The organism is Pedobacter miscanthi, assembly GCF_032678605.1.
Taxonomy (GTDB): domain Bacteria; phylum Bacteroidota; class Bacteroidia; order Sphingobacteriales; family Sphingobacteriaceae; genus Pedobacter; species Pedobacter miscanthi_A.
Window position 1 is genome coordinate 249,640 of record NZ_JAVTSU010000005.1, and the last position, 19,703, is coordinate 269,342.

The 19,703-nt window shown below is 39.4% G+C and carries 17 protein-coding genes; 12 read left to right on the forward strand and 5 right to left on the reverse strand.

All coding sequences use genetic code 11. From position 1 onward, the window contains the following. The first annotated feature begins 13 nt into the window (after positions 1 to 13). Entirely contained in the window at positions 14 to 1,360 is a 1,347-nt protein-coding gene (locus tag R2R28_RS09880) for a RagB/SusD family nutrient uptake outer membrane protein (RefSeq protein ID WP_316825514.1), read from the forward strand. Positions 1,361 to 1,408: 48 nt separating this feature from the next. After that, positions 1,409 to 2,851, forward strand: a complete 1,443-nt coding sequence (locus R2R28_RS09885) for a TlpA disulfide reductase family protein (RefSeq protein ID WP_316825515.1) — start codon at positions 1,409 to 1,411, stop codon at positions 2,849 to 2,851. Between the two features lie 279 nt (positions 2,852 to 3,130). Here the strand turns inward: R2R28_RS09885 and R2R28_RS09890 are convergent, their stop codons facing one another. Continuing rightward, positions 3,131 to 3,514 carry a hypothetical protein gene (locus R2R28_RS09890; RefSeq protein WP_316825516.1) on the reverse strand — a complete coding sequence of 128 codons (384 nt, stop codon included), beginning with the start codon at positions 3,512 to 3,514 and terminating at the stop codon, positions 3,131 to 3,133. A gap of 276 nt (positions 3,515 to 3,790) precedes the next feature. Between R2R28_RS09890 and R2R28_RS09895 the strand changes: the two genes are divergently transcribed. Next, on the forward strand, positions 3,791 to 4,429 hold the full coding sequence (locus R2R28_RS09895) for a Crp/Fnr family transcriptional regulator (RefSeq protein ID WP_316825517.1): 639 nt from the start codon (positions 3,791 to 3,793) through the stop codon (positions 4,427 to 4,429). A gap of 558 nt (positions 4,430 to 4,987) precedes the next feature. Here the strand turns inward: R2R28_RS09895 and R2R28_RS09900 are convergent. Further along, positions 4,988 to 5,938: a zinc-binding alcohol dehydrogenase family protein gene (locus tag R2R28_RS09900; protein WP_316825518.1), complete on the reverse strand. Its 951-nt coding sequence runs from the start codon at positions 5,936 to 5,938 to the stop codon at positions 4,988 to 4,990. 127 nt (positions 5,939 to 6,065) lie between these two features. Between R2R28_RS09900 and R2R28_RS09905 the strand changes: the two genes are divergently transcribed. Next, positions 6,066 to 6,491, forward strand: a complete 426-nt coding sequence (locus R2R28_RS09905) for a helix-turn-helix domain-containing protein (RefSeq protein WP_316825519.1) — start codon at positions 6,066 to 6,068, stop codon at positions 6,489 to 6,491. 404 nt (positions 6,492 to 6,895) lie between these two features. Here the strand turns inward: R2R28_RS09905 and R2R28_RS09910 are convergent, their stop codons facing one another. From R2R28_RS09910 to R2R28_RS09920, 3 genes are all read right to left on the reverse strand, one after another. Beyond that, entirely contained in the window at positions 6,896 to 7,243 is a 348-nt protein-coding gene (locus tag R2R28_RS09910; protein ID WP_316825520.1) for a winged helix-turn-helix domain-containing protein, read from the reverse strand. A gap of 102 nt (positions 7,244 to 7,345) precedes the next feature. Next, positions 7,346 to 8,209 carry an alpha/beta hydrolase family protein gene (locus R2R28_RS09915; protein ID WP_316825521.1) on the reverse strand — a complete coding sequence of 288 codons (864 nt, stop codon included), beginning with the start codon at positions 8,207 to 8,209 and terminating at the stop codon, positions 7,346 to 7,348. A gap of 184 nt (positions 8,210 to 8,393) precedes the next feature. Beyond that, positions 8,394 to 9,296: an AraC family transcriptional regulator gene (locus tag R2R28_RS09920; RefSeq protein ID WP_316825522.1), complete on the reverse strand. Its 903-nt coding sequence runs from the start codon at positions 9,294 to 9,296 to the stop codon at positions 8,394 to 8,396. Between the two features lie 562 nt (positions 9,297 to 9,858). On the opposite strand from R2R28_RS09920, the gene R2R28_RS09925 reads away from it, so the two are divergent. From R2R28_RS09925 to R2R28_RS09960, 8 genes are all read left to right on the forward strand, one after another. Next, a complete protein-coding gene (locus R2R28_RS09925) occupies positions 9,859 to 10,536 on the forward strand; it encodes a hypothetical protein (RefSeq protein WP_316825523.1) in 678 nt (225 codons plus the stop codon). A gap of 24 nt (positions 10,537 to 10,560) precedes the next feature. Further along, complete coding sequence (locus R2R28_RS09930; protein WP_316825524.1) at positions 10,561 to 11,895, forward strand: DUF262 domain-containing protein; 1,335 nt, start codon at positions 10,561 to 10,563, stop codon at positions 11,893 to 11,895. Next, positions 11,885 to 14,623 carry a DUF262 domain-containing HNH endonuclease family protein gene (locus tag R2R28_RS09935; protein WP_316825525.1) on the forward strand — a complete coding sequence of 913 codons (2,739 nt, stop codon included), beginning with the start codon at positions 11,885 to 11,887 and terminating at the stop codon, positions 14,621 to 14,623. The genes R2R28_RS09930 and R2R28_RS09935 overlap by 11 nt, the downstream gene beginning before the upstream one ends. Before the next feature lie 16 nt (positions 14,624 to 14,639). Beyond that, on the forward strand, positions 14,640 to 16,577 hold the full coding sequence (locus R2R28_RS09940; protein ID WP_316825526.1) for an AAA family ATPase: 1,938 nt from the start codon (positions 14,640 to 14,642) through the stop codon (positions 16,575 to 16,577). Beyond that, positions 16,564 to 17,562, forward strand: coding sequence for a hypothetical protein (locus R2R28_RS09945; protein WP_316825527.1), 999 nt, complete (start codon positions 16,564 to 16,566; stop codon positions 17,560 to 17,562). The genes R2R28_RS09940 and R2R28_RS09945 overlap by 14 nt, the downstream gene beginning before the upstream one ends. Before the next feature lie 779 nt (positions 17,563 to 18,341). Beyond that, positions 18,342 to 18,551, forward strand: coding sequence for a hypothetical protein (locus R2R28_RS09950; RefSeq protein WP_316825528.1), 210 nt, complete (start codon positions 18,342 to 18,344; stop codon positions 18,549 to 18,551). 266 nt (positions 18,552 to 18,817) lie between these two features. After that, complete coding sequence (locus R2R28_RS09955) at positions 18,818 to 18,982, forward strand: hypothetical protein (protein WP_316825529.1); 165 nt, start codon at positions 18,818 to 18,820, stop codon at positions 18,980 to 18,982. Positions 18,983 to 18,991: 9 nt separating this feature from the next. Beyond that, positions 18,992 to 19,672 carry a hypothetical protein gene (locus R2R28_RS09960; protein ID WP_316825530.1) on the forward strand — a complete coding sequence of 227 codons (681 nt, stop codon included), beginning with the start codon at positions 18,992 to 18,994 and terminating at the stop codon, positions 19,670 to 19,672. Positions 19,673 to 19,703 lie beyond the last annotated feature (31 nt).

Here is a 19,703-nt window from a genome sequence, read left to right on the forward strand (position 1 = left end):
AAAAATATACTCTATGACCATAGCCATATTAATGGTCTTAGCTTCCTGTAAAAAATTTGTCGATGTCGTGGCGCCTGCGGGATCAATAGATTCCACCGTTGTTTACAATAACGAAAGTTCTGCAACGGCAGCGGTCCTCTCTCTGTACAGTAACAACAGTATCAGGGACAATATGGCCTATATGAACGTATTTGGGGGACTTGCTTCGGATGAGCTCAATTACTTTCAGACCAGTAACACCTATCTGGACTTTCAGAACAACAGCCTTTCGCCGACAAACGCCCAGTGGTCAAATATACTCTGGCTGTATCCCTATAGTCAGATCGTCAATGCAAATGCGGATATAAACGGTCTACAGAAAGCAGTAAGTATCAGTGCCGCAATCAAAAACCAGTTGTTGGGAGAATCAAAATTCTGGAGGGCTGCATCGTATTTCAACCTGGTAAACTGTTTCGGAGGTGTGCCACTGGCTCTGTCTTCGGCTCCCCTGGACAACTCACTGCTTCCCCGCGCTTCCGCAGAAGATGTTTACGCTCAGATTATCCGCGACCTCGTGGATGCAAAAAACCTTCTACCCATAGCCTATCCATCAAGCGAACGGGCGCGTGTGAACAGATATGCCGCTTCTGCATTATTGGCAAGGGTATACCTTTATCATAAAGATTGGGCGAGTGCTCAGGCAGAAGCAACGGCTGTTATAGGAAGTAATATTTATACGATGTCTTCTCCCGAAACTACCTTCCAAAAAACCAGTAATGAAACCATATTTCAGATTTATAATTTAAGGGGTTTCACCCAATGGGGAGTATTGCTGGTGCCTTCCTCAAGCACAAATATTACTTTTCATCTTATGCCCGGTTTTGTCGCTTCATTCGAACAGGGAGATAGGCGGCTTGCCAATTGGGTGTCGGTAATCGGAACAAGCGGGAAGTACAGTGTAAACAAATATAAGCTCAGAACAGCCTCTGCGGGAAATGAGTATTTTGTGATGTTGCGTCTTGGTGAACAGTATCTGATCCGTGCAGAAGCCCGCATGGAGCTCAACAATATTACCGGTGCCCTGGAAGACCTGAATACCGTCCGGTCAAGGGCAGGCCTTGCTGCCAAGTTAAATCTCAGCCCTTCTGCGGCCGCGCTGGCAATAGAGCAGGAGCGCAAGGTTGAGCTTTTTGGTGAGTACTCGCACCGCTGGTTCGATCTCAAACGTCGTCCAAGTCTCAATATCTCGGGTAGGACACGTGCCGATGATATAATTGGAGCGCTTAAAACGAATCTTTGGCAACCTACCGATATCCTATATCCGATCAGTGCTACCGAAATTGAGAAAAATCCTAATCTGATCCAGAATCTGGGTTATTGATTAAAGGTTTAGAAATGTCCCTTTACGTTTACTGTAAAATATAAAAAAATGAAAACAATGAAATTTTTAGCCGCTTTGCTTATTGCCATTCTTAACTTTTGGCCATGCAAAGCGCAGCAGCTACCGGCCGACAGTCTGGTCCGCTATTACGTTAACCTAAAGAAGTCCGGAAAACCGGAAGATCAGGATAAAATTAAACTCGGTATTCAAAAACTGGCCGATCAGGATGAAAAAGGGATACTGCTGGCAACACGCATTGCTGCAGCAGTAAAAGAAAATATTGTTGCCGACTCTCTGCACAGATTAACGATATCGCGCTATCCTAGGGGTATTACCGCAATGATGAGCGGGTATCGTAATCTTGCTGCAAGCAATGTGACTGCCACTGAAAAGGAGAAAGAGTACGAAAAGTTTCTTCAGGCTTTTCCCGAACCGGACGCGGGTTCAGATATTGTTTATGATTATGCGCGTTCTGAAGTCGCACGGGCATATGCGCTGGAAGCCAACGGTAAACAGAACCGGGTATGGATTGATAAAATCAGGGACAAAGGGATCATTAACCTATTGGAAAACGGACATGCATGGATACTTCTTTCAAAGGGTGATACCCTCTCTGCTCAGGCACTGGTTTCAACAGCAGTTAAGAACGCTGCCCTGGGCCTGCAGAAGGATGAAAATCCGGACACAAGGAAAAGTTATCTAAGGAGCTTGATGAACCTGGCAAAGTTTCAGTACAAACTCCAGCAAAATGGCCAGGCTATGGAAAATATAACCAAGGTATATGCAAAAAGCGAGGAGAAATCCCCACAGCTTCTGGATCTTTATGCACTGATCCTGACAGCTAATGGAAGGGGCAAGGAGGCTCTTCCACTATTTGAGGATATATTTTCAGACGGCAAGCAAAGTAAGGAAGATATGGAAGCTGTCAGGACAGCCTATAACCAGGCCAGGGGCAGTGGGTCCGGATTTGATAGCTTCATGGCTGATGCGGCTGAAAAAGCCAGTGTCAGCCTAAGGAATGCAACAGTTAAACTTATGGTAGATGAGCCGTCGCCAGATTTTACGCTTTTGGACCTGGATGGCAAAAGCGTTTCCATGGCAGGATTAAAGGGCAAAGTAATTGTACTTGATTTTTGGGCTACATGGTGCGGTCCCTGTAAGAAGTCTTTCCCGGCTATGCAAAAGGCAGTGGTCAAATATCAAAAAGATCCACAGGTGAGGTTTTTGTTCATTGATACCTGGGAACGGATCCCGGATCCCAAGAAGGAAGCTGCCGCATTTATTGCACAGAATAATTATTCTTTTCAGGTCCTGCTCGATGACCGTAAAAGCAATGTAGTCGAAATGTTCGGTGTCAAGGGTATTCCGGCCAAATTTGTTATCGACGGCAGTGGTAGGATAAGATTCAAACTTACAGGTTTCAATGGCGCGGAAGAAGCAGCGGTACAGGAAATTTCAGCCATGATCGACCTGGCAAAAAAACAGAAATAATTAATTTAATAATATGTGGAAAAAGTCGCCCTATTGTTTCGCTCTGGTTGGGAATGGGGTTAAAATATTCATTTCGGGCACAAAACTGATCCTTTCATAACAGAGTTTGGAGAAGTTCCGGAATGATTTAAGCGGGTAGGATCTGTTTGGTTAATGATGACTTCTCCGGTCAGGTAGGATTACCACCGGAGATACCCGCTTTTGCTCTAAGGAAATAGGCGTGTAACCGGATTTTTGCGACAGCATTCCGGCGCTAAGGGCCTGGAAGGTGATTATATATCACCCCTCTCTTAGGTATTCTCCAATAAGCCGCTGGGTATCCGGATTTAAAGTTACTTTGATGTCATTGATAAGTTTGTGTTGGCAGGAATTAAATTTTTCTATAAAAGTGGCCTCTCTGCCGCTGTACTTAAGATAGCCCTGTTCAAAATACCGTTCTTCTATTTCAGATGAAGAATCCGAAGAACGCAGCCATAATCTGATCAGTGATAGAGATAGTTTGTTGAAATACAGCCAGTAATAAATTGATGGTCTATTAGCTTCTTCGTTAAGGCCGTGGATTTTGATCTCCAAGATCATAATCTGTGTATTTTCGAACAGTTGAAGGACTTTGTAATTTGGCAACATCATTGCAAAAATAATATTGAAGGACCGGATAGCCATATAAAATTACCCACAGCACTTTTCATTGGGAAAGATTCCCCTGTATTTATCCATTAGCTCCTGAAATTAAGAATGTGAAATGTCGTGATCTCTGTGTTTTTTCCAAACATGTTATCCTAATATCCCGGATAAACAGTAACAGTTTTATATTTCCGCACAGCAGCCAATGTGTTATGGAAACAGTTTTTGATTTATGTCATAATCACATTGTGATTTGTTACTAAAACGATTTATTGATATAACTTATGCCGATTATCAAGTCAGTCTAATCTAAATATGAATTTACCCAACTCTCACCAGGTCGCCAGCGCGCAACCGCTTATTTCTTATTTTGAATTGTTTTCCTGGATGCCCGGTCAGATGAAAAGCATCATTGCCAATGAAACTTCATCGGTTTTTTTTCTCAAGAATAAATTTATTACTGGTCCTTCGGATAATAGGCAATGTCTTTATTTTATCGTGAAGGGATCAGTAAGAGGTTTCGTAAAAGATGGGGGGCAGGAAATTACTACATGGATATGTACCGAAGGTAGTATTGTTGGAGCCATTGCCGGTGATCTGTCATTCAGGCCGGAAAAGCATGAGTATATACAGGCACTGGAAAAGGTTGAGGCAATTTCGATTCCCTATAAACTCATTGATGTGCTTTATACGATGTTCCCTGAAATGTCCATAATCGGACGGAAAATACTCCGGTTATTTTATCATGAAGTTGCTGAGCGGAATTTTATGATCAGGCTTTCAAGTGGTGAGAAAAGATTTCACCGGCTCATGCAGACCCACCCACATTTTTTTATCAGGATAACAATGAAATATCTTGCCTCTTATCTGGGTATGAGATTAGAAACCCTTAGCAGGTTAAGGGGAAGGATCATGGTAAGAGAGAAGGAGTTAAGGGCATCTGAAAATCAATAGCTTTATATTTAGAGTAAGGGAGTACTAAATCCGTATGGAGAACGGGCTCTTGCGGTCCTTAATAAAAACAATAAGATGGGGCCTATCATTTTGTAGTCAATGATGTAACCAGGCGGGAGACTGCAAAAAAAACGACACTGGAAATTGAAAGATTGGGTCTTACCAGAGCAATGGAGCCTTATAAGGCAACTGGGGGCATTTATTGATTTGATGCAAAAAACCAAAAACCGATCAATCAATTGTTCATAGCGCTTACCAATAAGGATATTGCCGAGGCGATGGATTTTTTTAAATAGGGCAAACAATACGGTTCTTAGTATTGTCAGTTAATAGCGACCTGTTACACCATTTGCAAATTAAATAATTGAATGCCGAATATCATAACACGGTATTCATATTAGTTGACCATAATACTAAACCACGTTGGTCGATTTAAAAGGCAATCTAATATTAAGGGAAGAACTGAAACGGCTCTTCCCTTTTATTTTTTATCTAGAGTAGGACCGTGTCTGCTGGCCTTACAGTTATGATAAGAACTTTTTATAAAAGTGTAGATTTTTATTTGTTGATCAAAATCAGTTTGCCAAAGCTGATACCTGTCTCTAACAGTATATGTGCGGCGATTGCGTTCTCTAATGGGAATGTTTCGCCGATGAGAGGTTTGATCTTACCATTTTTAGCAAGATTGAATATTTTGTCCATCCGCCCTCTTATTTCCTTGGGAGGTATGGAATTTAGGCTAAAACATGACAGGGTCAGGGACCGCTGAAATCTTTTTAGCCAACTCATACCAAAATCTGGGAAAGGAAAACCGCCCGCAACGCCATTGATGAGGTAGGATCCGTTTTCTTTCAGTAGTTCCACAAAAGTGTCTATATCTTCTCCGGCGACAGGATCGACCACTGCGTTGAATTCTAAAGTGCCGGCTTTCGCCTCGTCCATGGTCAGAAATCGTCTTACACCTAGATTATGCAGATCCTGTTTTTTCTGTGGAGAGGAGGCAATAACTGAAACCTCAAACGAGTTTGCGATGGCTAATTGCACGGCCATTGATCCGATGCCCCCACCTGCACCGCGTATTAGTACATGATCATCCTGGATTAATCCCGAGCGGTGTAGGGAATAGTCAGCCACCAGCGCATTAACTCCCAAGCCTAATGCCTCATTAACCGTCAGCTCGTCGGGTATAATGATCGCCATATCTTCGTCAACAATAACCTGTTCAGCATATGCGCCCAAACCTGTTATGGCGAAAACACGCCTGCCGACCCACTGTTTGTCCGCTTGATCTCCTACAGATATAACCGTACCGGCAGCTTCAATACCTGGTATGAAATTTGCCTGGGTCATTCCTGGATAAACACCTTTTCTTAAGAGAATGTCAGCAGCTCCAACCGCTGCTCCCTCAACCTGGATCTTCAGCTGTTTATTTACGGCAACAGGTTCAGGAACTTCCTCGAAAGAAAGTACATCTGCGCTTCCAAATTCATTAATTTTTATCGCTTTCATAATTAACTTTTTTGATGCAAAAATATCTGTTAAGAGGGGAAGGAAGTGATTGTGTTACCTGGGGGTAACTGATTACTTTGAGGTAACTTATCAATTAATTGATATTTTTATAAAAAAAAAGATGCCTATGAACAATAATCAGCATAATCTGGTTTCTGTAGAATGCAAGCAAAATATTGTCGCCGTACAGGACGCTCTCGACATACTGACAGGCAAATGGCGTGTTCCAATCATCGTTACACTCACCATGCGCTCCGAGTTGCTGTTCAATGAGTTGAAAGCTGAATTACCGGTAATCTCCGCCAAGGTGCTCACTGAGGAGCTCCATTACCTATATAAAAATAATTTGATCAGTCGGGAGGTTCTTAAAACAAAACCGATCAAAGTGAAATACAAATTGACTGAATATGGAAGAACACTGGAAAATGTAATTTTTACACTGTTGGACTGGGGGCTTACTCATAGGGAAAGATTTGTCGGAAAACGAAAAATTGATGTCTCAAACGCAGAATATATTGGTGATCTCAGATCGAATTTGCCTGCTCATCAATAATATATAATTATTAAGTAAATAAATTCTCAATCTTGGGATTTCGGCAATAATGATTCTAACCTACTTTTGGTGGGGAACTGCTCCCCGAAAATACAGTAACGAAATATCCTATTTTGCAAGTTAATCTAGAGCTATTGAAATGCTCTATTCGATCGCGATTTTATTCCACCATCAAAAGAGGGAAGAACCACTTACCAGGAAATCTATATAAGATACAGGTAGATCTGATGGAAGAATCTATACTAAAGAGTCAGGTTTACGAAGAGATTTTATATACCTGAACTTCTTTACCTGTATTAGATTATTTTTATCCATTCAAGGTTAGAAATATCTTTGTTTCCATTTGATCTTTAATATTACAAGCACTTTGTGCAATGGTTAATGGAGGTACAAGATGCCGCAAGTTAGAATATAAGTTTGTACCCGGCACCGCGGATACTCAAATGTAAACTTGGATCATCTTTTAGCATTTTTCTTAAGTGGGACATGAATACATCCATGCTCCTTGCATTGTAAAAACTGTCATCACCCCACATCTTGAGTAACGGCACCTGCCTTTCCAGAAAGATATTACGGTGCGAGAAAAGTAAGATAAGCAACTCTGTTTCTTTGTAGGATAGTGGATAAGAGTCTTTTGGTGTCCTCAGTTGTTGTTTCACTGTATCAAGTTCGCATTCACCAGATTTTCTGTGACTTGAGCCAGTTTCAATTTTGTCCGCTGATCTGCCCAACTGGGCAAGCAATGCTTCCATCCGGGGTTGGATTATTTTTTATTTATGCTCTTCCAATCTTTATTGCCCTTTTATATGGAGCAATAATCATAGGATAATTCTTTAAATGATTTATTAAAGATTTCAGAGTTTTCCATTGAGCTTCTCCCTAAAAAAGTCGAGTATGTCAATCGGAAGCTGCTTATGGAATTCTTCTCTGTCAAAACCTATTGGATCTGTTGAGGGAAGAAAATTTGCATTTTTCATTTTAGCAGGGAATGGACTCAGAAATGAAAAGTGCCCTGCATTTTCAATCTCTTTAAAAGTTACTTGGGATTTGTCAGGTATATAGCTTAATATGATATCTCCATTCCATTTGGGGGTAACTGGGTCGTGTTCAGCGGTAAACATTAAGATTGGAATTGTAACTTTATCCAATGAGTACTTAAACCAACCTGCTCCCGGTGCAAGTAAGGTGATAGCTTTTATCCGGGAATCTATGGCGACTTCAATTATAAGCCCTTCTTTAGTCCGGGGAATCCCGCCTGCCAACGCCAATGCGGCATAACCGCCCATTGAATGTCCTATAACTCCAATTTTGTTTGTTTTGATATTATTACAGAATGAAATGTCCGAAAGTAAAAAATCAATTGTCAAACTAACATGTCTTGGCCGGATAACAAGATTTTCGGTCGTATTTTCCAATGTGTTGTTATTACGGTTATTGCCATAATGTTCGGGCATTGCAACGATGTATCCGTTTTTTGCCAAATGCATACTGATCGTATGATACAGCAGATGTGAGCCTCCGTTGCCATGTGAAATAATTACAAGCGGAAATTGTTTTTTTATGATTTCTGCATCAGGACTTACATTCATTGTATACGGTCCAAATCCAATAGGTTGCGATATCTCGTTAGTCGGATAATGTACTAGAACTGGGAATGAAATATTTTTTATTTCGTCTCTAATGGTCAACTGTTTGCTGCCTACAAAAAAATCTGTCATCTTCAAATATTGGTTTCCTTTGTGTTTCTATTCGGTTAATCATACTAAAGGCTCTGGGACAATGTTCGCACTTGAAAAGCATTGATCCAAACCTGGCAAGAATTTAAATAGCATTGCTAATTCGGGTATGCATTTCTGCCCAACTAGCATAAGATGATATGCCTGTTGTTTTTTCTGATTTTAATTATTCAATGGGTATATGTAAGTCTACGATACATTTTTTTTCAGGATGCTCATTGAAGTCGTTGTGATAAATTTCATATGGATGTCTGTCTGCTTTCTTGTAACCATTTTCACTCATCCAGATGAATAGACTGCTCCAGGATTTTTCAAATTCTTTTGGTTCAATAACAAAATGTCCAACAATATTTTTACCCTTTTCCATTGTCGTTAGTCCAAGCCACCTGTCAACCTTTATCTCATGTGGCGTAAGGATACCAACGCTCATTCTTACTTTTTCGGCATCAGTTAATTTAAAACTGTCATGAAAAACCCTGCAAATGTTGGTGTCGCTTTTTGTAAGCAACTCTCTGGGTATTGCCCATTTAACAATCTGCTGAAAAGTTTCCCCAATTCCTTTTACTCCAAGTTGGGTAACATATGCCAGATTCATCTTCGGCATTTCTGTAATTTTAATTTTTGCATTTACTTTTAGCCAATCTTTAAGATTATCAATGTTGCAAAGATATTCTTCAGTAACGTAGTTGAATTTACCATTATTGCTATTCACTTTACTGATCTTGCTATAATTTCCTAGGTTTGCTCTGCGGAAATCCGTCGGACTTTGTCCGTAAATTTTTTTAAACGTCCTAGAAAAAGTAGAATCGTTTTTGAATCCATATTTAACAGAAATTTCAGCTATACTTAGCTCCTTATGATGAATAAGCATCATTGCTGTCCGTTCAATTCTTTTGCGGGTTACATATGAACTCAGCGTTTCATTTGTAATGGCTTTAAAGATTCTATGGAAATGGAATGAAGAATAAAAAGCAATATTGGAAATGATGGCTAACGATAGGTCTGAGTCTAGATTTTCGTCTATGAATGTCAAGATTTTATTTATTCTTATAATGTGTTCTTCTTCCATTCTTGCCTGTGATGTTACCGTTTAATCTGCACTAGTGCATAAGTATAAAATATTGGAAAGATAAATGTATTTGAGTTAAAAGAAAAGCTGATCTAATAGAATATCTGAAATAGCTCATGGTTTAGTTCCGCTTGTTTGAAGCAGCCCGTACGCCTGCTCTTAACCGATACTAACCCCTTAAAAATTGCAGTTATACAAACTTTCAATAAAGAAAAGTTATAAAATAAATGGAAAAGTTGATTCTTCCAATTTTGGTGAACGAGGCTATATTCGGAATAGATCTCAATTTGTATCATTACAGAATTCGTCATCCAGCTTTAATTTATTATGGGGGTGGTTACAATATTTTTTAAACAATGCATAAAGCTTTAAATAGAAAATACTAGTTTAGTGAGCTAAATTAAATGCTTGTTGTTATTATCTACAGTTTATAATTCTTCTCCTTCTAAGTGAGTAGGATACCATATTATTCTTAATTATAATCTACGCTCGTTTATTTAAGGAAAGGTTTTAAGCAAATGTCAAAGCCCCCGGTTTAGCATTAATATCTATATGATCATAAATGAATGATAACTTTTGGGCAGTCCTCGAAGAAATAAAGCCAGAGATTGAAGCTTTTCATGAGCATTTTTTAAGAATGGAAAATAAGCACTTCAAAGGAACGCAGGTTTTTTTCTCCCCCTTTATACCAGAACCTAGATTTCTATTTATCGGCATCAACCCAGGTGCAGGATATTTTAGAGAAAATAAAGCCCCAGTAAAGCGCTTTTTTCCAATGGAGCATTTCGAATATCTGCACTATAATTATCAACTGGCCAGAGAGACCAGAACTGTTTTTAAAGTGGCTGGAATACTCAATGATCTTAAAAGATCCATGAAGATCAACTATTACAGTTTTGCCACAAATGACCAGAAAGAGCTGGATCAACTGCTTTGCTCAGCAAAAGCAGAGAAAGTATGGTACAAGTCAAAAATATGGACAGACAGGCTGATAATGGCCATCAATCCAGAAATCATCATTTGTGAGGGTAGACATGTCTTCTTAAAAATAGTCCAGGGCGAAAAAATCACGGCCTTTTCTGATGGTATTTACACTGCTCATGCGGGTGGAAAGCTAGTTGTTGGGTACTCCAGATATAGAAGCCTAATTAGAAATAAAACGGCGTTGGCCAGCCTACTCGCTCAGCTAAATAGAGAAAAGTCGGATATAGAGAACTTGGTAAAAATAGAATCAGCTTAATATAAGCAAAACAACTAAAGTTTTATGGGAATCCAAATTGCAGATATTGTCCCAATAGCGGAGTTTATACAAAATAAAAAGCTATTGATCCCACATTTTCAGCGCCCTTATAAATGGGCAGTTAAAAATGTAATCCAGTTGCTGGAGGATATCGACCGCTTTAAAAATCAGCCGTCTTATCGGATTGGTACGATAGTTATCTTTCGAAATAGGGAAGGCGATTTTTTAGTCGACGGTCAGCAGCGCACGATAACCTTTCTGCTTATCATCAAAGCATTGAGCCGGCTGCAACCCGAAACGGGAACGTCAGAGAAAATTATAAAACGGGTAAAGGAAATCGAGAGAAATATATTTAAGCCAGCTTTTAAAAGTATGATTTCCAAATCCAATATTCAGGATAACTTCCGGGAAATTAACCGGAGAATATCTCAGCTCGATGAGGACTTTGTTACTTTTTTCCTTGATCAATGCACGGTTAACTATATCGTACTTGACCAGGTTTCGGAAGCATTTCAGTTTTTTGATTCTCAGAATGCCAGGGGAAAAGACCTTGAGCCACATGATCTTTTGAAAGCCTTCCACCTTAGGGAGCTTCAATCGCTTCGACAGCCCCTATCTGAGGAAGAAACGGGTTTATTGGTAAATACCTGGGAGAATATGAATCAGGGTGAGTTATCCAAACTATTTGCCGATTTCCTTTACCGGATAAGAGGATGGTCAAAGGGTAAACCATCAAGATATTTTTCAAAAAACGATGTTGGCCTTTTCAAGGGGATCAACCTGGAAAAGACCGATCGTTATCCTTATGTTAGAATCTATGAGTTCGCTGAACAGCATTTGATCGGCCAGAATAAAACGGACAGACAGTTTTTTCCCTTTCAATTGGACCAGATGATTATCAATGGAAAACACTTTTTTGAAATGGTTGAGCATTATAAGAAGGTTTTTGACAGTATCGAAAATCAGTTCAATAAACTGGATGTTCAGGCCAATGAAATCATAAAAGTGCTAAACAGTTATCCAGGTCGAAACCGAACGGGTGATCGCTATGTTCGTATGGCTTTTAATTGCGCTACTCTTTATTACACCGATAAATTTGGCTTCCATGATATCTCTGGTGCCATAGAGAAACTTTTCATCTGGGCATACACTCCCCGTTTAAGATTGCAAAGTCTTCAGTTTGCCTCAGTAGACAATTATGTCGTGAGGGACCAGAATATCTTTAGCATCATCAGAGATGCTATCAATAGTGAAGATGTTATTAGACTGGAATTTACCGGGGTAAAGGGCGGACATATCACCGAAAAGACAGAAGCAATAAAAGACCTGTTTGTTAAAATGCAATATTATGAAGATTGAGCCACTTAAAATAAAAACGCTTTTGGATGGTGGCACGGACTATGCAATTCCAATTTACCAGCGAAACTATGCCTGGGGCGCGAAAGAGATAGAACAGCTCATTCAGGATATTCTTGATTATGCAGTGCAGGATTCGCCAAACGATTATTATATTGGCACCTTAGTGGTTTCCCGTGAAGAGAAAAATGGACAGGAATTCCTCAATACAATTGATGGACAACAAAGGCTAACAACTTTATATATCCTTAGCGCTGTTATCCGAAATGAATATGCTGAAGTGGATATGGAATGGTTTAAAGATACCAAACTAAAATACTTAAGCAGAACCAAGTCAACCAGATCGCTCAATTCGCTTTTTGAGGGCAAAAAAAGCCAGTCCGAAGATCCGCATGACGCTAAAGATAGTTTTATGCTAAATGCTTATCAAGTCTGCTTAGAGCAGCTTAATAAAAAAACTGAGGAAAGGAACATAACGGTCAGGGCCTTTGCCGAGTACCTATACGAGTATGTCAAAATTCTAAGGGTTCCATTATCCAAAGGGATTGACCTCAACCATTATTTCGAGATCATGAACAGTCGGGGCGAGCAGTTAGAAAAACACGAGATCCTTAAGGCAACGCTAATGGGATGTTTTAAGGAACAGGATAATCGGGACACCTTGGAGGCTAGTTTTGATCTCATATGGGAGGGATGCGCCAATATGGAAACGTATATCCAGTATGGTTTTTCGGTAGAACAACGAAACACCATTTTTGGTGCGGGTTGGGACGGGCTGTCTGTTTCAGATTTTGATGAATTTGTACGGCAAATCTCTCCCACATTGAAAACCATAGATGCTGACCAGGAGCAATCTATCGATGAGATCTTAAATACAATGCTCGTCAAAACAAAGCCAAATCAGGAACAGGATATCCCTGATCGATTTAGTACGGTAGTCAATTTTCAAAATTTTCTCCTCCATGTGCTCAGGGTTCAAACAGGAAATGTTGAAGCTGCACTCGATGATAAACGACTCATCGTTATCTTCGATAAATTCATTCCAAAGGAAGCAAATGCCCGGATAGCTTTTGTGAAGAAATTCATTTTTGATCTTCTGAGAAGTAAATTGCTATTTGACCGCTATATCATCAAAAGAGAATTTACCGCCAATATAGATCGATGGAGTCTAAAAAGCCTTCATCGTACCAGCTCAGGCAATCAGACCAGCTACAGTAATACTTTTTATGATGGAAATGCAGATCCTGCAGCCTCAGACAATAGGCGTATACTGATGTTGCTATCGATGTTTCATGTATCAATGCCGACAATGTCATATAAATACTGGCTCAGCGCGGCACTATCTTACCTATACAACGAGTTTGAAGTAAGCAGCCAGCATTACATCCGCTACTTAGAACATATTGCCAAGGGCTTTGTCTTCGATCGTTATCTTGCATCCCCAAACGCTGGGATACAAAAAGGGGAATACCAACAGCTGATTTTTGAAAGTGGGGCCAGGATGCTTAGAAATATGGCAGGTATAAACAACGAGAAAATGACATATCACCAGATCGAAAATAACCTGGTTTTCAATTTTCTGGACTACCTATTATGGATAGAACTTAAAGATGTGGAAACAGATCCACGGGTGAAGAACTTCGAATTTACCTTCCGTAGCTCCGTCGAACACTATTATCCACAGACTCCTATTAATGATGAGATCGAAAAGTTGGATCCGAGTCTCCTGCATGATTTTGGAAATCTGTGCTTGATCAGCCATGAAAAGAATTCCAGGTTCAGTAACTATCCTCCCGATGCCAAGGCAAAACAATACACCTCTACTACACCAATAGATAGTATTAAACAGTACCTAATGATGAAGCAACGGAACTGGGGGAAAAAGCATATCCTGCAGCATAGCGAAGAGATGATGATCGTATTTGCCAGACACCTTAATTCGCTTTATCGGCCCAGTACCGCCATTACACAGGCACAACGGTTATTCGCAGAATATCGGGTGAAAAATGCAAATTTACTTTCCAGGGCACTGCTCTGTTTTGGTGACTGCACTCATCAGATCAGGGGAGAGAAATATAGCTTCTCGAATTTTAACCTTATGCGTGAAAGTGAGGCATTTATTCAAATGGAAAAGTTTTTGGACGATAATCCTCATATGGGATTTCAGGAAATCATAGATGAGCGAATGAATGATCCAGAGATCATGGCTGATTTCCGTTACCCAATGATCAAATACCCCGAGGTATTAAATTACGCCAGTAACGGGAACTTTCTTTGGAGAGATGAAGGAAGAGAAGTTATCATGCTCCGCTCAGAAAAAAGAACTACGCATCAGGCCAAAAACACCTACTCTATATTGATAGAGAATTTTTTAACAGAGCGGCTTAAAGTAGGACTACATGGAGATAAGACATACCTTTATGTCAGACTTGATTACAGCGAGGGAAAATATTATGCTGTTGAGCGAAATGTGCCCTTCGCATTGGAGCTGTTTATCTGGATCAATGGAAGCTACTCGGTTAACCACTTTTTAAAAACAAATGTGAACGGGCACTCCAGAGCAGTTAAATCTTTATGGGAGAACAAGTGGATACGGGGGGATGATAACTTGATCTATCGAGTGGGGAAATCAGAACTCTTATTGCTAAAGGACAACTGGGCTAATAACATAAATAAAATTTATTCGGCCGTTACTGGTTTATTTAAAAATGGTTTTGGAATACAAATTTAAGCATAGACTCTAAAGCATGGAACTACTGTACATTTACTTTTCAGAAACGGAAAATATTATGCCCGCAAACCTCAATTTTGGTGGCAGTCATCTTTTTCAATACTCAACGCAAGCAAAACAGATCTCTATTACACTGAATCCTTATTACGTAAAAGATTTTTTTCAAACCAAAGGAAATTCGGAAGAGTCAATGGCTCAGCTTTTAAACATTAGCGCCATAGTGGGGGAAAATGGGGCTGGAAAAAGCAGTACGCTAAATAATATTATTCAGGTTTTGGAAAATACGGGAGTCGGACTGAAATCCAAGATAATCGTTGCCATTAAAAAAAATGAAGAGGTCATCGTTTATCATACCAAAGGACTGCTTTCTAAGGTTCCGGCTGAACAAGCTACATCTGGCTGTAGATTCGAGCAACTTAACATTAAAGAAAGCCAACCTCATCTGCCTCTTGGCGGATTAATTATTCAAGAATTCCCTGTTATTCCCGGTCTGGATAAACTTGACATCGTATTCTTTTCGAATATTTTTGATCTGGCAGTGGAAAGCAGTGGGACACATCTGCGGAATATCAGTACGAATTTTCTTTCAGAAAGAAAAAGGGAAGTGCCGGATCTGAATAAATTACTGAATAGCGAAGCCAGTGATAAGGAAGAATTTAGGTTTCGGGAGATCAGAGGACAAATTGATCTGCTATCCTCACTCAAAGCCGATATATTACCTTTTACCACCCCTGAACAGCTCATTGTGGGAATACGCTATGATTACGTCGAGCGTTATGTGTTTGATAAGGATGGCAACCTGCTAACGGGTCCTAATTCTTATGATTTTTATTACAGTATTTACAAAGTGTTTTCCGAGGAACTTTCCACTTTGAAAGACATTAAAAAGAAAATAAAACTTCAGTTCCTCGGAGCGGCCATGTTTAATTTTCTCTCAGAATCCATTCATCAATATGATGGTTACGGACCCTTTGTTAACACTGCTATTGATAGAATGAACGAGAATAAATGGAGTTTTACTGAGCTTATTGAGCATCTCACGACAAATTTTGCACTGGAAGATATGAACCTGATGAAAGAAGTAGCTAACGAGGGATTCGAACAGCACTTTTTGAATACCAAAGCGGGAAAAATGCTTGCCTATATGACCTTTGTCAAAAAAATGGAATTTACCAATAATCACGTCGGGGATGGTGATGGAAAAGTTATCGTATTTAATATGCTTAAAGAGGTAGAGTCTTTCTATTCTTTCTATCAGCTTTATAGAGAAAGCTACCTGGATAGACCCTATTTGAATTTCACTTGGAGGAACCTGAGTAGCGGTGAGCGCGCGCTATTTTCGATTTATGCCAGGTTTTATTCGCTTTCAGACCAAATGTTGAAAAACAGTGATCGTTTAAAAGAACATGTTCTGATACTAATGGATGAGCCTGACCTGTATCTGCACCCGGCCTGGCAAAAGCAACTAATGGAAAATTTACGCAAATTTATACCGGTAATTTATAGTCGGGTCGATAAACAAGCGCCAAGGACAGTGCAGTTGGTAATGACCTCTAATAATCCCTTGACTATATCGGATTTACCTCACACCAATATAGTTTTGTTGAGGAAAGACGGCGATAAATCGGTTGTTCAGGATAGCCTCGAGCAAGGAAAACGGACCTTTGCAGCGAATATTTTTGATCTTTATGCGGATTCATTTTTTCTCCAGGATGGCTTTACCGGTGATTTTGCGGTCCGCATAATTAACGAAATATTTGAAGAGCTACGTGAAACTAAAGTTTTATCAGAGGAAAGGAAAACCGAAATCAAAAAAATCATACAGATGATCGGAGAGCCCATCCTGAAAAACAAGTTGGTAGAAATGTATCATATCAAGGAACAGATCGACAATTCATTTGATCAGCGACTGAAAAGAATTGAAAATAAACTTTTTGGAGATGATCACAATTAAAAGAAATAATACCCATTCGATAGCCCAGACTCACTATGAAACGGTGATGAATGGAAACCTGGGTAAGAATCAGTGGAAGTTGTCAAGGCATCTGAGAAGTTTAAGGGGCTCATATCACGACGGCGATTACGAGGTAGAATTTATCGATGTTCTTCTTGAGGATATCGAAATGGAAAATGACGATCATGAGTCCAGTATCATTACATGCAGTCCAAAAGCATTAGAAGCTAAATATCTCGAATACGACCAAAAATTTTCCTATCTCAAACACGATAAAGACTTCCTGAAGAAGCTGGGCAAATCCTTTTTTTATGGTGACTATGACAGATGGAATGCATATCAGCTGGCAGATCAGCTTCAGGTTAATGTCTGTCCTTATTGCAACCGGCAGTTTACTTTTACCGTTGGAACAGATTTAAACAAGATCATCAGACCTCAATATGATCATTTTATCAACAAAGCAAAAGCACCTTACTTTTCCCTTTCCTTTTATAATCTTATTCCTTCGTGCAGTACCTGCAATTCCGGTCTGAAAGGGGATGCATTTCTCAGCCTAATAAAATACATTCATCCCTATGTTGATGATACTGCAGATGATGTACTTTTTTCTCTGGATACAAAAGATATCGGTTTTCTAAATGGAAAAGCATCATCTTATTCGATCACGGTCGAAAAATCAATCATATCCACAGCAAATGATGATCAGGTTAACAAAACCTTTGAAACCTACAAGATGTTTAAGGTGATTGAAATTTATCAAAAACACAAGGATTATGTTGATGAGGTCATCAAAAAATCGAGGATATATAGTGATGCCAATATCAGATTGATCTATAATCAGTATAAAGGTACCCTGTTCAATGATTTTAATGAGGCAAAGAGAATGCTCTATTCAAATTACCTCTTATCTGAAGAGCTGGAGAAAAGACCGCTTTCTAAGCTCACAAGAGATATTGTTGCTTATATTGAATCGCTTAAGGAATAGATTTGAAGCGGCATGGATATCGGGGTAGGATTTATTAAACTTAATTTGTCGGAAGCAAGAAAACAATCGGTCCTGGATTTATCATGTCGTTAAAATATTTACGTGAAACTCCCAGCGGGTTTAGTTTACGGAAGTTTATGTTTTTATTTTAAAATAATGATTACAAAACTATTCTTTAGGCGAAAAAGATGTTTATGCTTTTTAGTAAACTTGTGCGCAGGGTCGAAAAACCATTTTTGATCATCTATGCTGCACTTGGGCAGCTGTGTATCTTCTTTTAAGGTTCAACCTGGAACTTTATATTGACCATACGCCCTCATGGATATGGTGGCTGTCCTTTCTAGCCATTCTCCCCATCAGCTTATATACCATTTTAAGGATCAAATCATCAAATAATAACAACTGGGATGAAAAGGGCCGGTTATTTTATAATGTATAGTTGATTGGTCTTTTAACCTGCATATATATCATTGTCAATGGTGATCTTCTGATCAGCTCTGGTATTAACCAGGAAAGCGTCGCTACTGTGGAGTTGACAGAAATCCGTAAAGTATTTTACAAGAGCAGGTTCGGCCATACATCGGTGAGCCTTAAAACTGCTTCCCGTACGATTGTTTTACAGGGTAGGCCATCTATCTTTTTTTTCTCAATGATAAAAAAAAATAAAAGCGCGTTCGGGAAGATCTTATCTGGGAAATGAATATATCTATACAATAGACATCGGCCGCAAAGAAAAGCTTGGCGCAAGATGGCTGCATTTAAAAGATCAGCTTTACCGAATGTGGGTGTTTATTGCGATAATGTCTGTAATTATGCATGTAGGATTGTTTTGGCCTAAGAGCCATTTTCAAAACAAAGTTCCAGAAGCCATCAGTTGGGGCTTCTGGAAGCTGATGGGCATTGTTATGGGTATCCTATCCGGGGTATTACTGCTGTTCTATCTGGGGCTGCAGGTGTATGTGGAATTTTTTGCCGCTCATCACCGGTAACCCCTTTTATAATATGCTGATTAAATACTTTGTTAGAGAACTAATCACCGCTGGTCTTATATCATATTGTGCTCTCGTCAAAATGATAAGCAAAGTACATCTAATATGCTTGGGTAATTGATAGAAAAGATGAATAAGGAGATGTACGAAATAAAGCGTAAACGAGAAAGTGATAATATAGTAGAAGAAGCTAATTGTAAGAAGAAAGCGTTGCAAGTAAAGAACTTAATGTTTATATTTGTGTTATTACAAAAGGAGGAAAACCAATGAGTGATAAAGATATCGAATTACTTATCGAGTTAGCTAATGCTAAACTTGATAAAGGTGTTTCTAAACAAGAAGCATTGGACTCTTTTGTTAATGCGGGTATATTGAATAATGAGGGTACTTATACAGAGCCGTATAAGGAACTGGAAGAAATGGCTCTATAACAACTTCCTATGTATGACATCCGACCCAATTTAGTTATTGGATTTCATGGATGTGATAAATCAATTGCTGATAAGCTTATTTCTAATCAATCAGTAATCGAAAAAAGCGAAAAACCTTACGACTGGTTAGGACATGGAATGTATTTTTGGGAAAACAACCTAGAACGGGCGACGCTTTGGGCGAAAGACAAAGAGCGAAGAGGTGAGATTAAAGAAGCCTCCGTTGTTGGTGCTGTGCTGCAACTTGGCAATTGCTTGGATTTTTTAGATAGCAAGTATTTGAATCTTCTAGCGGTCTATTATAAATTGATGACGGCTAACTTTGAGGCACTGAAGAAACCCATTCCAAAAAACAGGGACGCAAAACAGGATGAGCACAAGGATAAACTTATGCGGGAGTTAGATTGTGCGCTGATTGAATTTATGCACGGGCAGATTTTCTCAGATTACCAGCAGGAATTACACTCGAGTAATGGGTATACCAATGTAAAGTTATTCGATTCTACCCGTGGAGTATTTACTGAAGGTGGAGAAGCTTTTCCTGGCTCTGCTATACAAATGAAAAATCATATACAGATCTGCGTAAGGAACCTTAATTGCATAAAAGGCTTCTTTTTGCCGCGTAATGAACAGGATTTTGTAACTGTTCTTAAAGAAGAATACGCAAGAAAGAACAGACTTGCAAAATGAATGCAGTTTCAGATATTGGTTGTGCTGCCAA